Source organism: Sphingobium sp. RSMS, assembly GCF_005406185.4.
GTDB lineage: Bacteria > Pseudomonadota > Alphaproteobacteria > Sphingomonadales > Sphingomonadaceae > Sphingobium > Sphingobium fuliginis.
Window position 1 is genome coordinate 54,596 of sequence record NZ_CM191257.1, and the last position, 16,314, is coordinate 70,909.

Genomic DNA, 16,314 nt, shown 5'->3' on the forward strand with positions numbered 1-16,314 from the left:
CGTCATTCTCCCAAAAAGGTGACGGGCCGCGCCCACCGGAGTCTGCCGACCCCTTTGTAGAGGCGAGGCAGGGCTTCCGGCAAGCGCGACCCGTAACGATCGGCTGGTTTTCAGCTCTTGGCCTGTCCTGCGGCGCGCGCGCTTATTTGTCGCGCAGCCGCACCGGCAGGAACACGGCGGGCTGGCCGCGCCGCAGCACCTGGAGCAGGATCGCGCTGCGGCCCTGCGCCGACACCGCCTTCACCTGCGCGTCGAGGTCCGCCTGGGTCGCGACGGGCCGGTTGTTCGCGGTGATGATGACGTCGCCGCGACGCAGGCCCTTGGCGCCTGCATCGGTCGAGCCGTCGACGGCGGTGATCACGATACCCCGCGTATCGGCGGCGATGCCGAGCTGGCGGATGATGGTCGAGGTCAGCGGAATGGCCGAAATGCCCAGCGATTGCTGGCTGGCCTGGCCATTATTGGAGGGGTTCTCCTGCTGCTGGCTGAAATCCTCATCCTGGCTCTGGGCGAAGGCGTTGAGTTCGTCTTCGGACGGGCGTTCGCCCACGACGGCCGTCACCGTCTGTCGCTGCCCATTGCGCAGCAGCACGATCGGCACGCGTCCGCCGATCGGCTGGTTGGCGACGATGGACGAGAGATTCTGGTCCGGCGTCACTTCCTGGCCGGCGACGCTGACGATCACGTCGCCCGCCTTGATCCCGGCCTTGTCGGCGCCCTTGCCGGGCTCCACGCCCTGCACGAATTCGCCGCGATTCTTGGCGAGGCCAAGGGAATCGGCCAGATCCTCGCCCAGCGGACTGATCTGGATGCCCAGATAGCCGCGTTTGACGGCCTGGCCCTTGCGCAGCGTGTCGACGATGGGCGCCGCCTGTTCCGACGGGATGGCGAAGCCGATGCCGACATTGCCGCCCGAGGGTGAAAGGATCTGGCTGTTGATGCCGATCACATTGCCGCGCATGTCGAACATCGGGCCGCCGCTATTGCCCTGGTTGATCGAGGCGTCGGTCTGGATGAACTTGTCGTAGGTGCCGCCGGTGCCGCGATGCACGGCGGAAATGATGCCGGCCGTCACCGTGCCGGACAGGGCGAAGGGATTGCCGATGGCGATCACCCAGTCGCCCACGCGCGCCTTGGTGCTGTCCCCGAACTTCACGAAGGGCAGGGCTTTCCTCGGCTCGATCTTGAGCACGGCGATGTCGGTGGCGGGATCGCGGCCCACCAGCTTGGCGGGATATTCCTCGCTATTGGTCAGCGTGACGGTGATGGAATCGACGCTGGCCCCTTCCGCGCCGGCGGACACCACATGGTTGTTGGTGACGATATAGCCGTCGGCGGAGATGATGAAGCCCGACCCCAGCGATTGCGCCTGACGGGTCTGCGGCCTTCCGCCCGGAGCGCCGAACAGGTCGCCAAAGGGCGTGCCGGCGAAGGGATTCTGCACCTGCACGCGCTGCTTGGTGGAAATGTTGACCACGGCCGGTTGCAGCTTCTCGACCATGTCGGCCAGGCTTGCCGGGGCGCCGGCGGGGGCGGCGGCCTGCATGCCTTCATTCTGCGCGACCTGCGCGCCGACATTGGAACTGGTCGTGACGGCGATGGCCGTGCCGCCGAGCAGCAGGGCGCCGGTAATGGCATAAGCGTAACGCACTCGTGACGGTCCTCTCATGAACTTGCGAAGGAAAGGCGGGACTCTGCGATGAGCGGGATGCGCCGTCTTGCCTTAACCCTCATTGAATGACGCTGGTTCCGTAATGAAATCAACGCCCCTGGAACTGCTTCAGGAAATCATTGTCGCGGGAGAGGACCATGGTGGTCGACCCCTGCCGGTCCGGAGCGAAAGTATAGCGATAGGCCTGCATGGCGCGATAGAAATCGTAGAACTGGGCGTCCTTGCCGAAGCTTTCCGAATAGATGCGGGCGGCGTTGGCGTCCGCCTCCGCGCGGATGATCTGCGCCTGCTTGGCGCCCTGAGCGCGGATGGTGAGCGCTTCCTGTTCCCGCGCCGTGCGCATGCGGGTGAAGGCGCTTTCCAGCGGCGCGCCGTCGGGCAGGTCGGCCCGCTTGATCCGCACATCGACGATCTGCGCGCCATATTGCCGGGCGACGCGGTTCAGGCCCGCCTCGATATTGTCCATCACCTGTCCGCGTTCGGGGGAGAGCAGCGCCGCGAAGGGCCGCTTGCCCAGTTCGTTGCGCAGCGCGGAACCCAATATCGGGCGCAGGGCATCCGACACCCGCTCCTCGCTGCCCGCCGCGATGTACATGCGCAGCGGATCGACGATGCGGTAACGGGCGAAGGCGTCGACCTGAAGCCGGAGCTGGTCGGTGGACAGCACCTGCTGCCGCTCCATCTCCACCGACAGGACGCGCTTGTCGATCCAGACGATCTGGTCGATGAACGGCCAGCGCAGGATGATCCCCGCGCCCGTCTTGCCGAAATCCTCGTTGGGGCGATAGCGGTTGATGATCTTCTTGGGATCGCCGAAGCGCACGATCACGCCCTGCTTGGTTTCAGGCACGATGGCGATGGTGCTGCCGATCAGCAGCAGCGCGGCGATGGCCAGCAGCGCCAGCGCGACGGGATGGCGGACGAGGTTCTGCATCACTGGCCCTCCACGGTCGCGCTGCCCTGCGCGGTGCTGCCCTGCGCCCGGCGCTTGAGTTCGGGAAGGGGCAGATAGGGCGTGACATTGCCGCTTTCGACGATGGTCTTGTCGACGTTCGACAGGACACCCTCCATGGTTTCATAATACATGCGGCGGCGGGTGACGTCGGGCGCGAGCCTGTACTGCTCATAGACCTTGTCGAAGGCGGCGGCTTCGCCCTGCGCCTTGGCGGTCACCTGCTGCGCGGCGGCGCGGGCTTCGTTGAGATAGGTCTGGGCCGTCTGCTGCGCCGCGGACACCGCCTTGAACGCATCGTTGACGGCGGTCGGCGGATCGGCCTGCTTGATGGCGACGCCCTGCACGCGGATGCCCGAGCGGTAGCCGTCCAATATCTCCTGCATCCGTTGTTCGACCTGCTGCTCGATCTCCGTGCGGCCGGCGCCCAGCGCATCCTCCAGGCTGACGCTGGCGACGACGGAGCGCATCGCGCTTTCGGCGACTTCGCGCACCGATGAGTCAGGGTCGGAAAGCTGGAACAGGTAAAGTTCCGGGCTGCGGATGTTCCAGCGCACGGAATAGGCGAGGTCGATGATGTTCTGGTCGCCGGTCAGGACCAGATTCTCGCTCTCCGCCCGCGTCGAGCCGATGTCGATGGTGCGGATTTCCTCGACGTCGACGGTCGTCACATTTTCCAGCGGGGCAGGCAGCGTCAGGCTGATGCCGGGGGAGAGGGTGCGGCTGTATTTGCCCAGCAGGGTGACGACGCCGCGTTCCTGCGGGCCGACCCGGTGGAAGCAGGTCAGGACCAGCCACAGCACCACCAATATGCCGATGGCGGCCGGCCACAGCGCCTTGCCGGATGGGCGGGGCGGCAGATTGCCGAAGCCGCCACCCCCCTGGCCGAAGCTTTCCTTGCTGCGGCGGAGCAGTTCCTCGATCGCGGAAGGGCCCTTGGCGCCGGGGCGTCCCGGCCGGGTCCACGGGTTGCGCGGCCCGTCGCTGCCCTTGCCTTCGCCGCCCTTGCCCTGGCCGTCATTGCCGTCCGGACCGTCGCTCTTGCCGCCCCACGGACCCTGGGCCATGGCGCTCGCTATGCCCGGCATCCACCCGAAAAATCTCTTCATGCCTTCTCTATAGGTAGGCTCTCCGGCGAAAAACAGTGCCCTTCGCAACGATTATTGTTTCGAATGATGTCGATGGCCAAGAAAAACGGCGGCCTGCCGGTTTCGCCGGACGGGGAAAGTCCCTAGATGGCCTGCCATGACCCAGCTTGAAGATTTCGCCGCTCGCCTCAAAACGCTGACCGACGGCCGCGCCAGCGCGCCGCGCCTGAAGGACGGGGTGATGTCGCTGGTGCTGGACGTGGCGGGCCTGTCGTCCGATCAGCGCGACGCCGTGGCCGCCGCGATCCGGGAGGGCGCGCTGACCGTGCCCGGAGTCGAGGATGTGCGCATCGCCATGACGGCCGAGCGCAGGCCGCTGAAGATCGTCGCCGTCGCATCGGGCAAGGGCGGGGTGGGCAAATCCACGCTGTCGGCCAATCTCGCCGTCGCGCTGCAAAGGCTGGGGGTGAAGGTCGGGCTGGTCGACGCCGATATTTACGGCCCGTCGCAGGCGCGGCTGATGGCCAGCGAGGACAGGAAGCCGCAGGCGAAGGACAAGCAGCTCATCCCGGTGCAGAGCCCCTTTGGCGTTCCGATGCTTTCCATGGGCCATCTGGTCGAGCCGGGCAAGGCGCTCGCCTGGCGCGGGCCGATGGCGGGCAATGCGCTGGCCCAGCTGATCGAGGCGGATTGGGGCGATGCGGAGCTGCTGATCGTCGACATGCCGCCGGGCACGGGCGACGTGCAGCTGTCGATGGTGCAGAAGCACAAGCCGGCCGGCGCCGTCATCGTCTCCACGCCGCAGGACCTGGCGCTGATCGACGCGGTCCGCGCGGTGAGCCTGTTCGATCAGACGCAGGTGCCGATGATCGGCCTGGTTGAGAATATGGCGGGCTATGCCTGCCCCCATTGCGGGGAAGTGTCGGACCCCTTCGGTCAGGGCGGCGCGGAAGCGGCCGCCGGGGAAATGGGGATGCCCTTCCTTGGCCGGATACCGCTTGCCATCGACATTCGCCGCCGGTCCGATGCGGGAGATCCTCCGGCGGCGGGGGACGACGCGCATGGTGTGGCTTTCCGCACGATTGCGGAGAAGGTCGTTGCGTGGTTGCGGGGTGGGCGCTGACGTCTTCACCCTGTTCCTTCTTTCGTCATCCCGGCGATAGCCGGACCTCGTGAGACTACTCCATGCCCTGCCGCCTGAGATCCCGGCTTTCGTTGGGATGGAAGGGTTGGAGGGAACGGCTTGCGCCTCTCCAGCGTCCTTCCCATGTCTCGCGAATATGGAGGACCCCTCATGCCGCTTACCGATGCGCAGGATATAGCCGATCTGTTGAACGAAACCCGCACCATAGCGCTGGTCGGCATTTCCGACCGGCCCGACCGGCCGAGCTATGGCGTGATGAAGACCCTTCAGGATCACGGCTATCGCGTGCTGCCCGTCAATCCGCAGATCGCGGGCGAGCATGTCCATGGCGAATTCGTCTGGGCCAGCCTGTCCGACATCGGCGTGCCGATCGACATGGTCGACATCTTCCGCCGCAGCGACGCCGCGGGGGAGGTAGTGGACGATGCCATAGCGGCAGGGGCCAAGGCGGTCTGGATGCAGTTGGCCGTGGTCGATGAGGCTGCGGCGGCCCGGGCCGAGGCGGCCGGGCTCAAGGTGGTGATGGATCGCTGCCCCGCCATCGAGATACGCCGGCTCCAGCTCAGGCCCGTCGCCTGAACCTTCGGGCGCAATAGGGCTTTGCAGAGCTTCCAAGCCCCTCTATCAGCGATGGCATGGGGCGTGCACCGCGGAAGCAGGGTCAGCAGACGAAAAAGGGTTTGGACCGGCGCACCCTGCTGGTCGGCGGGGGCGCCACGGTGGGGCTGCTGCTGGCATGGGCCATATGGCCGCGCTCCTATCGCGCCAGTCTCAACACCGCGCCGGGCGAGACCGCGTTCAACGCTTTCCTGAAGATCGACCGGTCTGGCCAGGTCGTCGTCATCGTGCCCCAGACCGAGATGGGGCAGGGGGTCACGACCCTTCTGCCGCAGATACTGGCCGACGAACTGGGCGCGGACTGGCGGACCGTCGGCGTGCAGAGCGCGCCGATCGGGCCGCTCTACGCCAATATCCTGCTGGCGCGCGAATGGCTGGCCAATGACTGGAGCCGGCTGGCGGGCGAGGCGGGCGAATGGACCATCGATCAATATGCGACCCGCCGCGCCCTGATGCTGACGGGCGCGGGCACGTCGGTGCCGATGTTCCACCAGCCCTATCGGGAGGCGGGCGCGGCGGCGCGGGTGCTGTTGTGCAAGGCGGCGGCGGCGCGCTGGGACGTCGCCTGGGAAAGCTGCGACATCCAGAACGGCATCATTTCCGACGGCGGGCAGCGCCGGTTGAAGCTGGGCGAGGTGGTGGAGGATGCCGCGACCTTCGACCTGCCCGAGATATTGCCCTTCCGCCAGGCGGAGGTGGACCGGCTGGCGGGGCAGGAGCTTCCCCGGCTGGACACCCCGTCCAAGATCGACGGCAGCCATAATTTCGCCGCCGACATCCGCCTGCCCGACATGGTCTTCGCCTCCATCCGGCAGGGGCCGATCGGGGATGCCGTGCTGAAAAGCGTCAACGAGGGCGCGGCGAAATCCGTCACCGGCTTCCTGAAGCTGGTGCGGCGGGACCGGTGGGTCGCGGCGGTCGCCAGCAACTGGTGGGCGGCGAACAAGGCGCTCGATCTGGCCGATCCGGTCTTCGCGCTTTCCAGCAGGCCGGTGGACAGCGCCGCGATGGAGGCGGCGCTGGAGCAGGCCTTTTCCGGCTCCGGCGAACGGCTCTATGCGCAGGGCGATCCGCAGCCGCTGTTCGGGGATGCGACCATCCTTGCCAGCGAATATCGGGTGCGGCCGGGCCTGCATCTGGCGCTGGAGCCGATGTGCGCCACCGCCCGGATCGGCGAGGACAGCGCGGAAATATGGATGGCGACGCAGGCGCCCGGCCTGGCCCGCGCCGCCATCGCCCGCGCGCTGGGGCTGTCGGCGGAAGCGGTGACGCTCTACCCGCTGCACGCCGGCGGAGGCTATGGCCGCCGCATGGATTTCGAGGCCGGCGTGCAGGCCGCGCTCCTCTCCCGCGAGATGGGGCGGCCGGTGCAACTGCTCTGGTCGCGGCTGGAGGATGTGATCCAGGACAGGCCCGGCGCCCCCGCCCATGCGCGCATGGCGGGCAAGCTGGGCCGCAACGGCGCGATCGAAGGCTGGTCCGCGAAGGTCGCCGCCCCCTGCGCCCTGACCCAGACATGGGCGCGCATCGCCCATGGCAAGCTGCCGCACGAGGCCGGCGCCGATGCGTCAGGCACGTCCACCCGGCTGGCGGTGGCGGGCATGGAGCTGCCCTATGCGGTGCCCAACTGGGCGGTTGATCACTTCCCCGCCGATGTCGGCCTGCCGCTGGGGTTCGCACGTGGCAACGCGCATCTGCACGGCGCCTTCTTCACCGAAAGTTTCATGGACGAGTTGGCGCATCAGGCGCAGATGGAGGCGATGTCCTTTCGTATCCAGATGCTGGGCGGCAATCCCCGGCTGGCGCATTGCCTGACCACCGTCGGCGCCATGGGCGGCTGGCAGGGCGGCATAGAAGGAAGCGGGCAGGGACTGGCGGCGCATGTGATGAACGGCGCCTTCATCGCCGTCATGGTGGAGGCGGGCATGGCGGAGGGCAAGTTGCAGGTCTCACGGATCGTCGCCGCGGTGGACGGCGGGGATCAGGTCAATCCGGACATTGCCCGGCAGCAGGTCGAAAGCGGCCTGATCCATGGGCTGGCATTCGCCATGGGGGCATCCGTCCCCTATGCGAAGGGCATGCCGACGCGGGCGATGCTGGGCCGCATGGGCCTGCCGCGGCTGGGCGATGTCGGGGAAGTGACGGTCGAACTGATCCGTAGCACCGCGCCTCCCGCCGGGCTGACAGACCTGGGCGCGCCGCTGGTGGCGCCCGCCGTCGCCAATGCGCTGTTCACCACGGCGGGGCGGCGTTTCCGCACCCTGCCCCTGCTGATGGAAGGGTGAAATTCTTGGGCAAGATCGGCCTTCTCATCATCAATCTGGGCACGCCCGACGGTCCCGACCCGGCATCGGTGCGGCGCTATCTGGCCGAATTCCTTTCCGACCGGCGCGTCGTGGAAATTCCGCAACTGCTGTGGCAGCCGATCCTGCGCGGCCCGATCCTGCTCACCCGTCCGAAGAAATCCGCCCATGCCTATCGGCAGGTGTGGATGAAGGAGGGATCGCCGCTCGCCGTCTATACGCGCGACGCCGCCCGCGGGCTTCAGGAGCGGATGGGCGCTGGCGTTATGGTCGATTGGGCGATGCGCTATGGCAATCCGGCGATCGGCGCGCGGCTGGAGGCGATGGTCGCCGCAGGGTGCGACCGCATCCTGCTGGCTCCGCTCTATCCCCAATATTGCGCGGCGACGACGGCCACCGCGCTCGATGCCGCCTATGCGGCGCTGGCGAAGATGCGGGCGCAGCCGGCGATCCGCACGCTGCCGCCCTATCATGCCGATCCCCCCTATATCGAGGCGCTGCGCGCATCGACCCAGGCGCAGCTCGCCACGCTGGATTTCGCGCCGGACCTGCTGATCGCCAGCTTCCACGGCATGCCGGAGCGAACGCGGCAATTGGGCGATCCCTATCGCGACCAGTGCGTCGAAAGCGCAAGGCTGCTGGGCGAGGCGCTGGGGCGGGAGGTCCGGGTCACTTTCCAATCGCGTTTCGGCCCCGCGAAATGGCTGGGCCCGGCAACCGATGCGGTGCTGCGGCAGCTCCCTTCGGAAAATGTCCGGAATGTTGCCGTCCTGACCCCCGGCTTCTCGGCGGATTGCTTGGAAACCCTAGAGGAAATCGCCATTCGCGGCAAAGAGGATTTTATCGCTTCCGGTGGCAATAATTTTGTCCATTTGAGTTGTTTGAACGCCTCCCCGGACGCTATGAATCTGTACGAGACTCTGGCCCGTCGCGAACTGGCCGGCTGGTTGGAGAGGTAAGTTTCGTCCCGTCAATATTCTTTGAGGAGAGCCACTATGAGCAAGGTTGCAGTCGTCACGGGCGGAACGCGTGGAATTGGCGAGGCGATCAGCCTGGCGCTCAAGGAGATGGGGTTCACGGTCGCCGCCAACTATGCCGGCAACGACGCCAAGGCGCAGGCCTTTTCGGACAAGACGGGCATAGCGTCCTTCAAATGGGACGTGGGCGATCACCAGGCCTGTCTGGACGGTTGCGCGCAGGTGGCCGAGGCGCTGGGGCCGATCGACGTCGTCGTCAACAATGCGGGCATCACGCGCGACGGCGTGCTGGCGAAGATGAGCTTCGACGACTGGAACGAGGTGATGCGCATCAATCTGGGCGGTTGCTTCAACATGGCCAAGGCGACCTTCGGCGGGATGCGGGAGCGCGGCTGGGGCCGTTTCGTCAATATCGGATCGATCAACGGGCAGGCGGGCCAATATGGCCAGGTCAACTATGCGGCCGCCAAGTCCGGCATCCATGGCTTCACCAAGGCGCTGGCGCAGGAAGGCGCGAAATATGGCGTCACCGTCAATGCGATCGCGCCGGGCTATATCGACACCGACATGGTCGCGGCGGTGCCGCAGGCGGTGCTGGAAAAGATCGTCGCCAAGATACCGGTCGGCCGTCTGGGCCATGCCGATGAGATCGCCCGCGGCGTCGCCTTCTTCTGCAGCGAGGAGGCGGGCTTCGTGACCGGCAGCACGCTGTCGATCAACGGCGGCCAGCATATGTACTGATGGAAGGCGAGGGGCTTTCCATTGACGCTTCGGCGCCGGCGGCATCGCCCTTCGCTCCGCCCGTCAAGCGCAGCGTGACGATTGCGGGCCATCAGACCGCGATCAGCCTGGAACCGATATTCTGGCAAGCCCTGCGCGCGGCCGCCCTTCGGGAGGGTTTGCCCGTCAACGCCTTGATCGCGCGCATCGATGTCGCGCGCATGGCGGCGGCCGATCCGCCCAATCTGGCGAGCGCGATAAGATGCTGGCTTTTCAACGATAATATACAATCATAAAATAATAATTACTCGCAATAGCGTTGACTCTGCGAACAAGTCGCAATAGCAGGCCCCTCAAGGTTCAAGAAAGGGGTTCTGTTTCCATGTCCAAAGCACTGTCACGACCGTCCTTCCTGGCGCTGAGTTGCGTCGGCGCGATCGCCTTTGCCTCGTCCGCGCAGGCGCAGGATGCAGCGCAGGGCGCCAAGCTTGGCGGGATGACGGTCACCGACACGGCGATCGAGGAATCGCCGATCAAGGTCGAAAAGGCGGAATCGCCCAAATATACCCGGCCGCTGCTCGATACGCCGCAGACCATCACGGTGATCGGCAAGGAAACCATCCAGCAGCAGAACCTGCTGACGCTGCGCGACGTGCTGTCGACCGTTCCCGGCATCACCTTCGGCGCGGGCGAGGGCGGCTTCGGCTATGGCGACCGCATCATCCTGCGCGGGCAGGACGCGAAGAACGACGTCACGGTCGACGGCGTGCGTTCCGGCGCGTTCCTGAACCGCAACGAAGTCTATAATATCGAGCAGGTCGAAGTCACCAACGGCGCCAATTCGGTCATGAACGGCGGCGGTTCGGTCGCTGGCACGATCAACCTGGTGACGAAGCGTCCGTTGGCCGACGACAAGACGATCCTGAACGCCGGGATCGGCACGGACAATTATTATCGGGCGACCATAGACGCGAACAAGCGCGTCAACGACCTGATCGCCGTGCGCCTCAACGCCGTCTATCACCGCAACGATGTGCCGGGCCGCGATGTCGAGGATTATGAGCGCTGGGGCGTGGCGCCCGCGATCACCATCGGCATCGACAGCCCCACCAGCCTGACGCTGCAGGGCGAATATCTGGATGACAAGGCGATGCCGCAATATGGCATCCGCTACTTCCCGGCGCTGGGGGGCATCGTCGACCAGTTCGACCGGTCGGGCTATTACGGCTTCGCCAATCTCGACCGCCAGGACAGCAAGACCAACTCGCTGCAGGCGATCTTCAGCCATGCCTTCAGCGATACGGTCAAGGTCCGCAACCTGACGCGGTACGAACATATCCGCCAGGATACGGTGACCAGCCAGCCGAACGGCGTCTTCTGCCTCGACAACGGAACGGCGGGCGGCTTTAACCCGGACACCGGCGGCGCATGCACCCAGCGCATCGGCACGACCGCCGCCGGCGAAACGCTCACCATTCCAGTCGGCTATTATCTGCCGATCGGCGGCCGCGGCAACCAGCGCTTCATCACCAATGAAACCGCCTATAACCAGATCGACCTCAGCGCCGATTTCGACACCGGCGGCATCGGCCATACGCTGGTCGTCGGCGGTTCGGCCCTGTGGGAGCGCTACGACCAGTTGCAGGGCAGCCTGGGCCGCAGCGCCAACGGATTCGATCCCTATGCCGCGCCTTTCACCGCGCCTGCCACCGGCGCCGGCGCCGCCAATCCGGCCTATAGCGCCGCCGCCAGCCTTGGTTTCTACCTGCCGCTGGTGAACATCGCCGATCCGTCGTCCGGCATCGTCGGCCCTGCGGCCACCACCGGCCTGGCCCGCGTCTATGGCAGCAACAATTATGTCGGGCCGGTCAACTTCATCCTGGGCACGCATAATGTCGGGGAACAGACCAGCTATGCCGCCTATCTGTTCGATACGATGAAGTTCACCGACTGGTTCGAGATCAACGGCGGCGTCCGCTATGAGAAGGTCAAGGGCTTCAACCGCACCTTCACCTACAACACGACGGGCGGTTCGGCGCAGCTTGGCCAGATCAGCACGGTCGGCACTCGGCTGGAGGTGGACGACAATCTCTTTTCCTTCCGCATCGGCGCGGTCGTGAAGCCGACGCCGGACACCAGCCTTTATGTCGCTTTCGGCAACTCCAAGCTGCCGTCCAAATCGTCGGTCGACGGAAGCTGCACCGCGGACAATGCCGCGGGCGGCAGCGGCACCTGCAATGTCAGGCCGGAAACCACGAAGAATTACGAGATCGGCGCCAAGGCCGACCTGTTCGACAAGCAGTTGCTGCTGACACTCGCGCTGTTCCGCAACGACCGCAACCAGATCAAGGTGGTGTCGGGCGATCCGTTGCTGCCCGATCAGGCGACGGATGGCCGCCAGCGGGTGGAGGGCGTGTCCTTCGGCGCGTCGGGCAACATCACCGGCAACTGGACGATTTCCGCCAACTACATGTACCTCAAGAGCAAGATCAAGCAGGGCGTTTCCGACTATTGCCTCGCCCATCCGGGCGCGACCGACCCGGCCGCCGGCACATGCGCCAACAGCACGACCTTCCTTGATCCGACGGCTGGTTACGCGCTGACCAATACCCCGAAGCATTCGGGCAGCCTGTTCACCACCTACCGCTTCGGCTTCGGCCTGGAACTGGGCTATGGCCTGACCTATCAGGGCAGCTTCCTGCTGAACCAGCCGTCGCTCGCCCAACTGGTCGCCAACAGCTATGTCGGCTACCGGGTGCCGAGCTACACGATCCACCGTTTCATGGCCTCCTACCCGATCACGGAGAATCTGAAGGCGCAGGTGAATGTGCAGAACTTCACCAATGAGAAATATGTGACGACGGTGCGCAACAACATCAATAACAGCTGGGCGCAGCCTGCCCCGACCCGGTCGGCGGTGTTCAGCCTCAACTATATGTTCTGACCGATCCCTATCCCCCGGCACTCGTCCCTTGCCGGGGGAAACGGGCGGGTGGCGATGCACTCCTATCCTCCTCGGGTCGCCACCCGTCCGGTCCCATGGCAAAGATGCGATTGAGTAGCATTAGGATTCGCGTTATGGACCGGTTTCGCCGGCAGGGCGGCAAAGGGGATCTGGCATGCTTCGCGTAGCAGATGGATATGTTGAAGAGGCGGCGGATGACGCGATCGTCCCATCCCCCGCCGTTCCGCTCTCCGTCCCCAGCGCACCCGTTCGATTCGAGGCTGCTCCCGCCCGCTATGGCGCGCGGCGTGGGCCGAACGTTCCAGCCATTCTTGTCATCGTCCTGCTTCATGCCGTCCTTATCGCCGCGCTGGTCCAGGTCCGGCATCATGCGCAGCGCGTGCGGGAGGCGCGCCTGTCGGTCGTGAACCTCATGCCACCGCCTCCTCCGCCTCCATCCGCGGAGGCCCCGCCACCCCCGCCGCAGACCAAGATCGTCGCGCCGCCGCCACTGGTGAAAGTGCCCCTGCCGCCGGCGCCGGCCGTGGCGACCACGCCCGAGATCGTGCCGCCTGCGCCGCCTGCTCCTCCCGTCGCGCTTTCCTCACCCCCCGCGCCGCCCGCCGCATCCATGGGATCGAGCCTGGTCCAGGGCGGCGACCTGGGCACGCAGATGATCGCCGGCAAGCCGCCCCGCTATCCGGTGGAGAGCCGTCGCAGGCGCGAACAGGGGACCGTCGTTCTGGCTCTGACGCTGGGTCTGGATGGCGCGGTGGAGAATCTCTCCATCGCGCAGAGCAGCGGTTTTCCCCGGCTCGACAATGCGGCGCGCGACGCGGTGCGCGGCTGGCGCTGGAAACCCGTGATGCGCGATGGCCAGGCCGTCCGGGTCAAGGGCGTGGTCGAAATTCCCTTCGTCCTGCGCGGCGGGGCGGAGTGACGGCAATGGGCCGCTTCCGCTTCATCCGTGCCTGTCCAGGTTCATCGGCATGCTGACCGTCATCCCCGAACTGCTGGATGGCCAAACCGTCGCCCGGGTCCGCGCGCTGATCGACGCGGCGCAGTGGGTCGACGGCAATGTCACCTCCGGCCACCAGTCCGCGCTCGCCAAGCGCAACCTGCAACTGCCGGAGGATTGCGCCGAAGCGAAGCAGGCAGGGCAGATCGTGCTGGATGCTCTGGGCCGCTCGCCCCTGTTCATTGCCGCCGCGTTGCCGCTCAAGGTCTTCCCGCCGCTGTTCAACAGCTATGCGGGCGGTCAGGCCTTCGGCACCCATGTCGACAATGCAGTGCGGATGCAGGCCGGCACCGGCTTTCGCGTGCGCTCGGACCTGTCGATCACCGTCTTCCTGGAGGAGCCCGGCAGCTATGACGGCGGCGAACTGACGGTCGAGACCAATTTCGGCGTGCAGCAGGTGAAGCTGCCGGCCGGCCATGCGGTGCTCTATCCGTCATCGTCGCTGCATCGGGTGGAACCGGTGACGCGGGGGCGTCGGGTGGCCAGCTTCTTCTGGCTACAATCCATGGTGCGGGACGATGCCGCGCGGCAGATGCTATTCGATCTCGACAGCAGCGTTCAGGCGCTGGCGGGCGAACTGGGCCATGACAATGCGCAGGTCATCCGGTTGACCGGCGTGTATCACAATCTGCTGCGGCGATGGGCCGACGCTTGATCTTGTGGGAATTGGGCAATGGCGGACGTCAATGCTTCCTCTCCCCTTCAGGGGAGGGGACTGAGGGGTGGGGGCGTGCCCCACGGGAAAAGTTGACCTGTAAAGGCACGCCCCCACCCCAACCCCTCCCCTGAAGGGGAGGGGCTTAATGGCAAGAAACCACCCAACCCGTCTTTCACTCCCGCCCGGCGCGGATTGCCGCGCCGCCGGCAAAGGGGGTGATCGCGACCAGCAGCAGGGACGCTGCGCCCAGGAACTTGAGCGCTGCGCCGCTTCCGTCGCCCAGCGTCCCGGCGCCGAAGATCAGCAGCGGCACGGCGAGCGGCAGGGCCAGTAGTCCGGCGAGCGCCCCGCTGGAGCGCAGGCCTGCCGTCAGCGTCGCCACCAGCAGCCCCAGCGCCGCAAGGGCGGGCGTGCCGATCAGCAATCCGGCTTCCAGCAAGCCTATGGTCGCCCCGTCCAGCTTCAACAGTGCGGCGGCGGGCAGGGTGGCGATCATCAGCGCCGGGCCGAAGCCCAGCCAATGGGCGATCAGCCGGGCGAGCACGACCGTCTCCTCCCCGATCCCGCGCAGGGCTATCTGATCGAGAACGCCCGCATCCCGATCCGGCGCCACCAGCCGGTCCACGGGCAAAAGACTGGCCAGCAACGCCGCGATCCACAGCATGCCGCCGCCGCTCCGCTGCAGCAGCGCCGCGTCCGGTCCCACGGCAAAGGGGTAGAGGCTGGCCACCAGCAACAGGAAGGCGACCGGCAGCCACAGCCCGGCGGATTGCCAGGACTGCCGCAAATCCCGCACCGCGAGCGTCAGGAGGATGGTCATGCCTCCTCCTCCGCCCATGCATGGTCCTGCATCGCCACGATCACCGGCGTCGCCAGCGGCAGCGGCTGGTGCGACGCCGCCACGACGATCCCGCCCTTGGCCAGATGCCCCGCAACCGCCGTTCCGAGCAGGTCCAGTGCCGCTTCGTCCAGCCCGTTGCCCGGCTCGTCCAGCAGCCAGATCGACGCGCCGCTGGCGATCACCCGAGCCAGCGCAGCCCGCTTGCGCTGCCCGGTCGACAGCATGCGCACCGGCACCTGGCGGAGGGGCTCCAGCGCCATTGCCGCTATCGCCGCGTCCAGTGCGTCCGACGCCACTGCATCCAACCGCGTCCAGAAACGAAGCGCCGCTTCGAGCGGTTGCTCCATGTCCAGCGCCAGCCGCTCATCCGCCAGCGCGATCCGGCCATGGCGATCGACCGTCCCCGCCGTTGCCCGCAGCAGCCCGGCGCAAATCCGCATCAGACTGGACTTGCCGATGCCGTTCGGCCCCTTCAGCAAGGCGCTGCCGCCCGGCTCCATCGCCAGGTCGACGCCGCGGAACAGCAGCCGCCCGCCGCGCGCGCAGGCGACGCCCGACAGGTGCAATCCCGCCCGGCTCATAGAGTGACCATGTCCTCCAGCACATGCATGTCGAGGTCGGACAGGCCGAAATGATGGCCGATCTCATGCACGACGACATGGGTGATCAGCATGTCGAGCGGCACGCCGGTTTCCACCCATTCGTCCAGCAGCGGGCGGCGGAAAAGATGGACCGTCGGCGGCAGGTCTCCGCTCTGCGCCGCTTCCCCGACGGGCCGGCCGGTGTAAAGGCCGGTCAGGCCGAAGGGATCGTCGATCTCCATTTCCTTGAGCACCTGCGGATCGGCAAATTCCTCGACAAACAGCACGACATTCGACAGGTGCGAACGAAACGGTTCCGGCAGGCGCGACAGGGCCGCCAGCGCCAGGCTTTCTATATCCTCGCGCGTCGGCGCAAATCGGGGCTGTTGACCGGCATCGTCCATGGGAGAGACATAAAGCATGTTCCGAATCGTCTGCAAACCGCCGACGCTTGGGAAAATGAGTTAACGCCGCCAGGAATCGGCCGGGCAAGGGACGGGAAAGACAAATGATCGCGAAACTGGATGGGGAGGAACGCGCGCTGGCGCTGAGGAATCTGCCGGAATGGGCGCCGGTGCAGGATCCGGACGGCATCCGCCGCCTTTTCACCTTCAAGGATTTCAACGCCGCCTTCGGCTTCATGACGCAGGTGGCGCTGCTTGCGGAAAAGGCGGATCATCATCCCGAATGGTCGAATGTCTACAACCGCGTCGACATCCTGCTCACCACCCATGATGCCGGCGGCCTGTCGCGCCGGGACATCGAACTCGCCGCCCAGATCGACGTCCTTTCATAAGG

The 16,314-nt window shown here is 66.2% G+C and carries 16 protein-coding genes; 10 read left to right on the forward strand and 6 right to left on the reverse strand.

What is annotated here, in order from left to right:
• Window positions 1-142: 142 nt before the first annotated feature.
• From EGM87_RS00225 to hflK, 3 genes are all read right to left on the reverse strand, one after another.
• Window positions 143-1,651, reverse strand: coding sequence for a Do family serine endopeptidase (locus EGM87_RS00225; RefSeq protein WP_025548759.1), 1,509 nt, complete (start codon window positions 1,649-1,651; stop codon window positions 143-145).
• Window positions 1,652-1,760: 109 nt separating this feature from the next.
• Window positions 1,761-2,606, reverse strand: a complete 846-nt coding sequence (gene hflC / locus EGM87_RS00230; RefSeq protein ID WP_025548757.1) for a protease modulator HflC — start codon at window positions 2,604-2,606, stop codon at window positions 1,761-1,763.
• Window positions 2,606-3,733 (reverse strand): FtsH protease activity modulator HflK, encoded by a 1,128-nt coding sequence (gene hflK, locus EGM87_RS00235; RefSeq protein ID WP_171009988.1) that lies wholly within the window; start codon window positions 3,731-3,733, stop codon window positions 2,606-2,608. The genes hflC and hflK overlap by 1 nt, the downstream gene beginning before the upstream one ends.
• A 334-nt stretch (window positions 3,734-4,067) precedes the next feature.
• Here hflK and EGM87_RS00240 point away from each other — a divergent pair, with 334 nt between their 5' ends.
• The 9 genes from EGM87_RS00240 (at window position 4,068) to EGM87_RS00280 (ending at window position 14,091) form a co-directional block, all read left to right on the forward strand.
• Window positions 4,068-4,835 (forward strand): Mrp/NBP35 family ATP-binding protein, encoded by a 768-nt coding sequence (locus tag EGM87_RS00240; RefSeq protein ID WP_235600868.1) that lies wholly within the window; start codon window positions 4,068-4,070, stop codon window positions 4,833-4,835.
• A 171-nt stretch (window positions 4,836-5,006) separates the two neighbouring features.
• Window positions 5,007-5,435 (forward strand): CoA-binding protein, encoded by a 429-nt coding sequence (locus EGM87_RS00245; RefSeq protein ID WP_025548752.1) that lies wholly within the window; start codon window positions 5,007-5,009, stop codon window positions 5,433-5,435.
• Between the two features lie 56 nt (window positions 5,436-5,491).
• A complete protein-coding gene (locus tag EGM87_RS00250) occupies window positions 5,492-7,759 on the forward strand; it encodes a molybdopterin cofactor-binding domain-containing protein (protein WP_171009987.1) in 2,268 nt (755 codons plus the stop codon).
• A gap of 5 nt (window positions 7,760-7,764) precedes the next feature.
• On the forward strand, window positions 7,765-8,736 hold the full coding sequence (gene hemH / locus EGM87_RS00255; RefSeq protein WP_137709350.1) for a ferrochelatase: 972 nt from the start codon (window positions 7,765-7,767) through the stop codon (window positions 8,734-8,736).
• 36 nt (window positions 8,737-8,772) lie between these two features.
• Window positions 8,773-9,495, forward strand: a complete 723-nt coding sequence (gene phbB, locus EGM87_RS00260) for an acetoacetyl-CoA reductase (protein WP_025548750.1) — start codon at window positions 8,773-8,775, stop codon at window positions 9,493-9,495.
• Entirely contained in the window at window positions 9,495-9,770 is a 276-nt protein-coding gene (locus EGM87_RS00265; protein WP_137709349.1) for a ribbon-helix-helix domain-containing protein, read from the forward strand. The genes phbB and EGM87_RS00265 overlap by 1 nt, the downstream gene beginning before the upstream one ends.
• Before the next feature lie 86 nt (window positions 9,771-9,856).
• Window positions 9,857-12,418 (forward strand): TonB-dependent receptor, encoded by a 2,562-nt coding sequence (locus tag EGM87_RS00270; RefSeq protein ID WP_137709348.1) that lies wholly within the window; start codon window positions 9,857-9,859, stop codon window positions 12,416-12,418.
• A 175-nt stretch (window positions 12,419-12,593) separates the two neighbouring features.
• Window positions 12,594-13,358, forward strand: a complete 765-nt coding sequence (locus EGM87_RS00275; protein WP_137709347.1) for an energy transducer TonB — start codon at window positions 12,594-12,596, stop codon at window positions 13,356-13,358.
• A gap of 49 nt (window positions 13,359-13,407) precedes the next feature.
• Complete coding sequence (locus EGM87_RS00280) at window positions 13,408-14,091, forward strand: Fe2+-dependent dioxygenase (protein ID WP_137709346.1); 684 nt, start codon at window positions 13,408-13,410, stop codon at window positions 14,089-14,091.
• 175 nt (window positions 14,092-14,266) lie between these two features.
• Here the strand turns inward: EGM87_RS00280 and EGM87_RS00285 are convergent, their stop codons facing one another.
• Genes EGM87_RS00285 through EGM87_RS00295 form a run of 3 tightly spaced genes read right to left on the reverse strand, consistent with a single transcriptional unit; the run spans window position 14,267 to window position 15,938 of the window.
• Window positions 14,267-14,914: a heme exporter protein CcmB gene (locus EGM87_RS00285; RefSeq protein WP_137709345.1), complete on the reverse strand. Its 648-nt coding sequence runs from the start codon at window positions 14,912-14,914 to the stop codon at window positions 14,267-14,269.
• Window positions 14,911-15,516, reverse strand: a complete 606-nt coding sequence (gene ccmA, locus EGM87_RS00290) for a heme ABC exporter ATP-binding protein CcmA (protein ID WP_137709344.1) — start codon at window positions 15,514-15,516, stop codon at window positions 14,911-14,913. The genes EGM87_RS00285 and ccmA overlap by 4 nt, the downstream gene beginning before the upstream one ends.
• Window positions 15,513-15,938 (reverse strand): metallopeptidase family protein, encoded by a 426-nt coding sequence (locus EGM87_RS00295; RefSeq protein WP_044663047.1) that lies wholly within the window; start codon window positions 15,936-15,938, stop codon window positions 15,513-15,515. Before EGM87_RS00295 ends, ccmA begins: the two co-directional genes overlap by 4 nt.
• Before the next feature lie 86 nt (window positions 15,939-16,024).
• Here EGM87_RS00295 and EGM87_RS00300 point away from each other — a divergent pair, with 86 nt between their 5' ends.
• The gene (locus EGM87_RS00300; protein WP_137709343.1) at window positions 16,025-16,312 is read left to right on the forward strand and encodes a 4a-hydroxytetrahydrobiopterin dehydratase; all 288 of its coding nucleotides are present in this window, start codon (window positions 16,025-16,027) and stop codon (window positions 16,310-16,312) included.
• Window positions 16,313-16,314 lie beyond the last annotated feature (2 nt).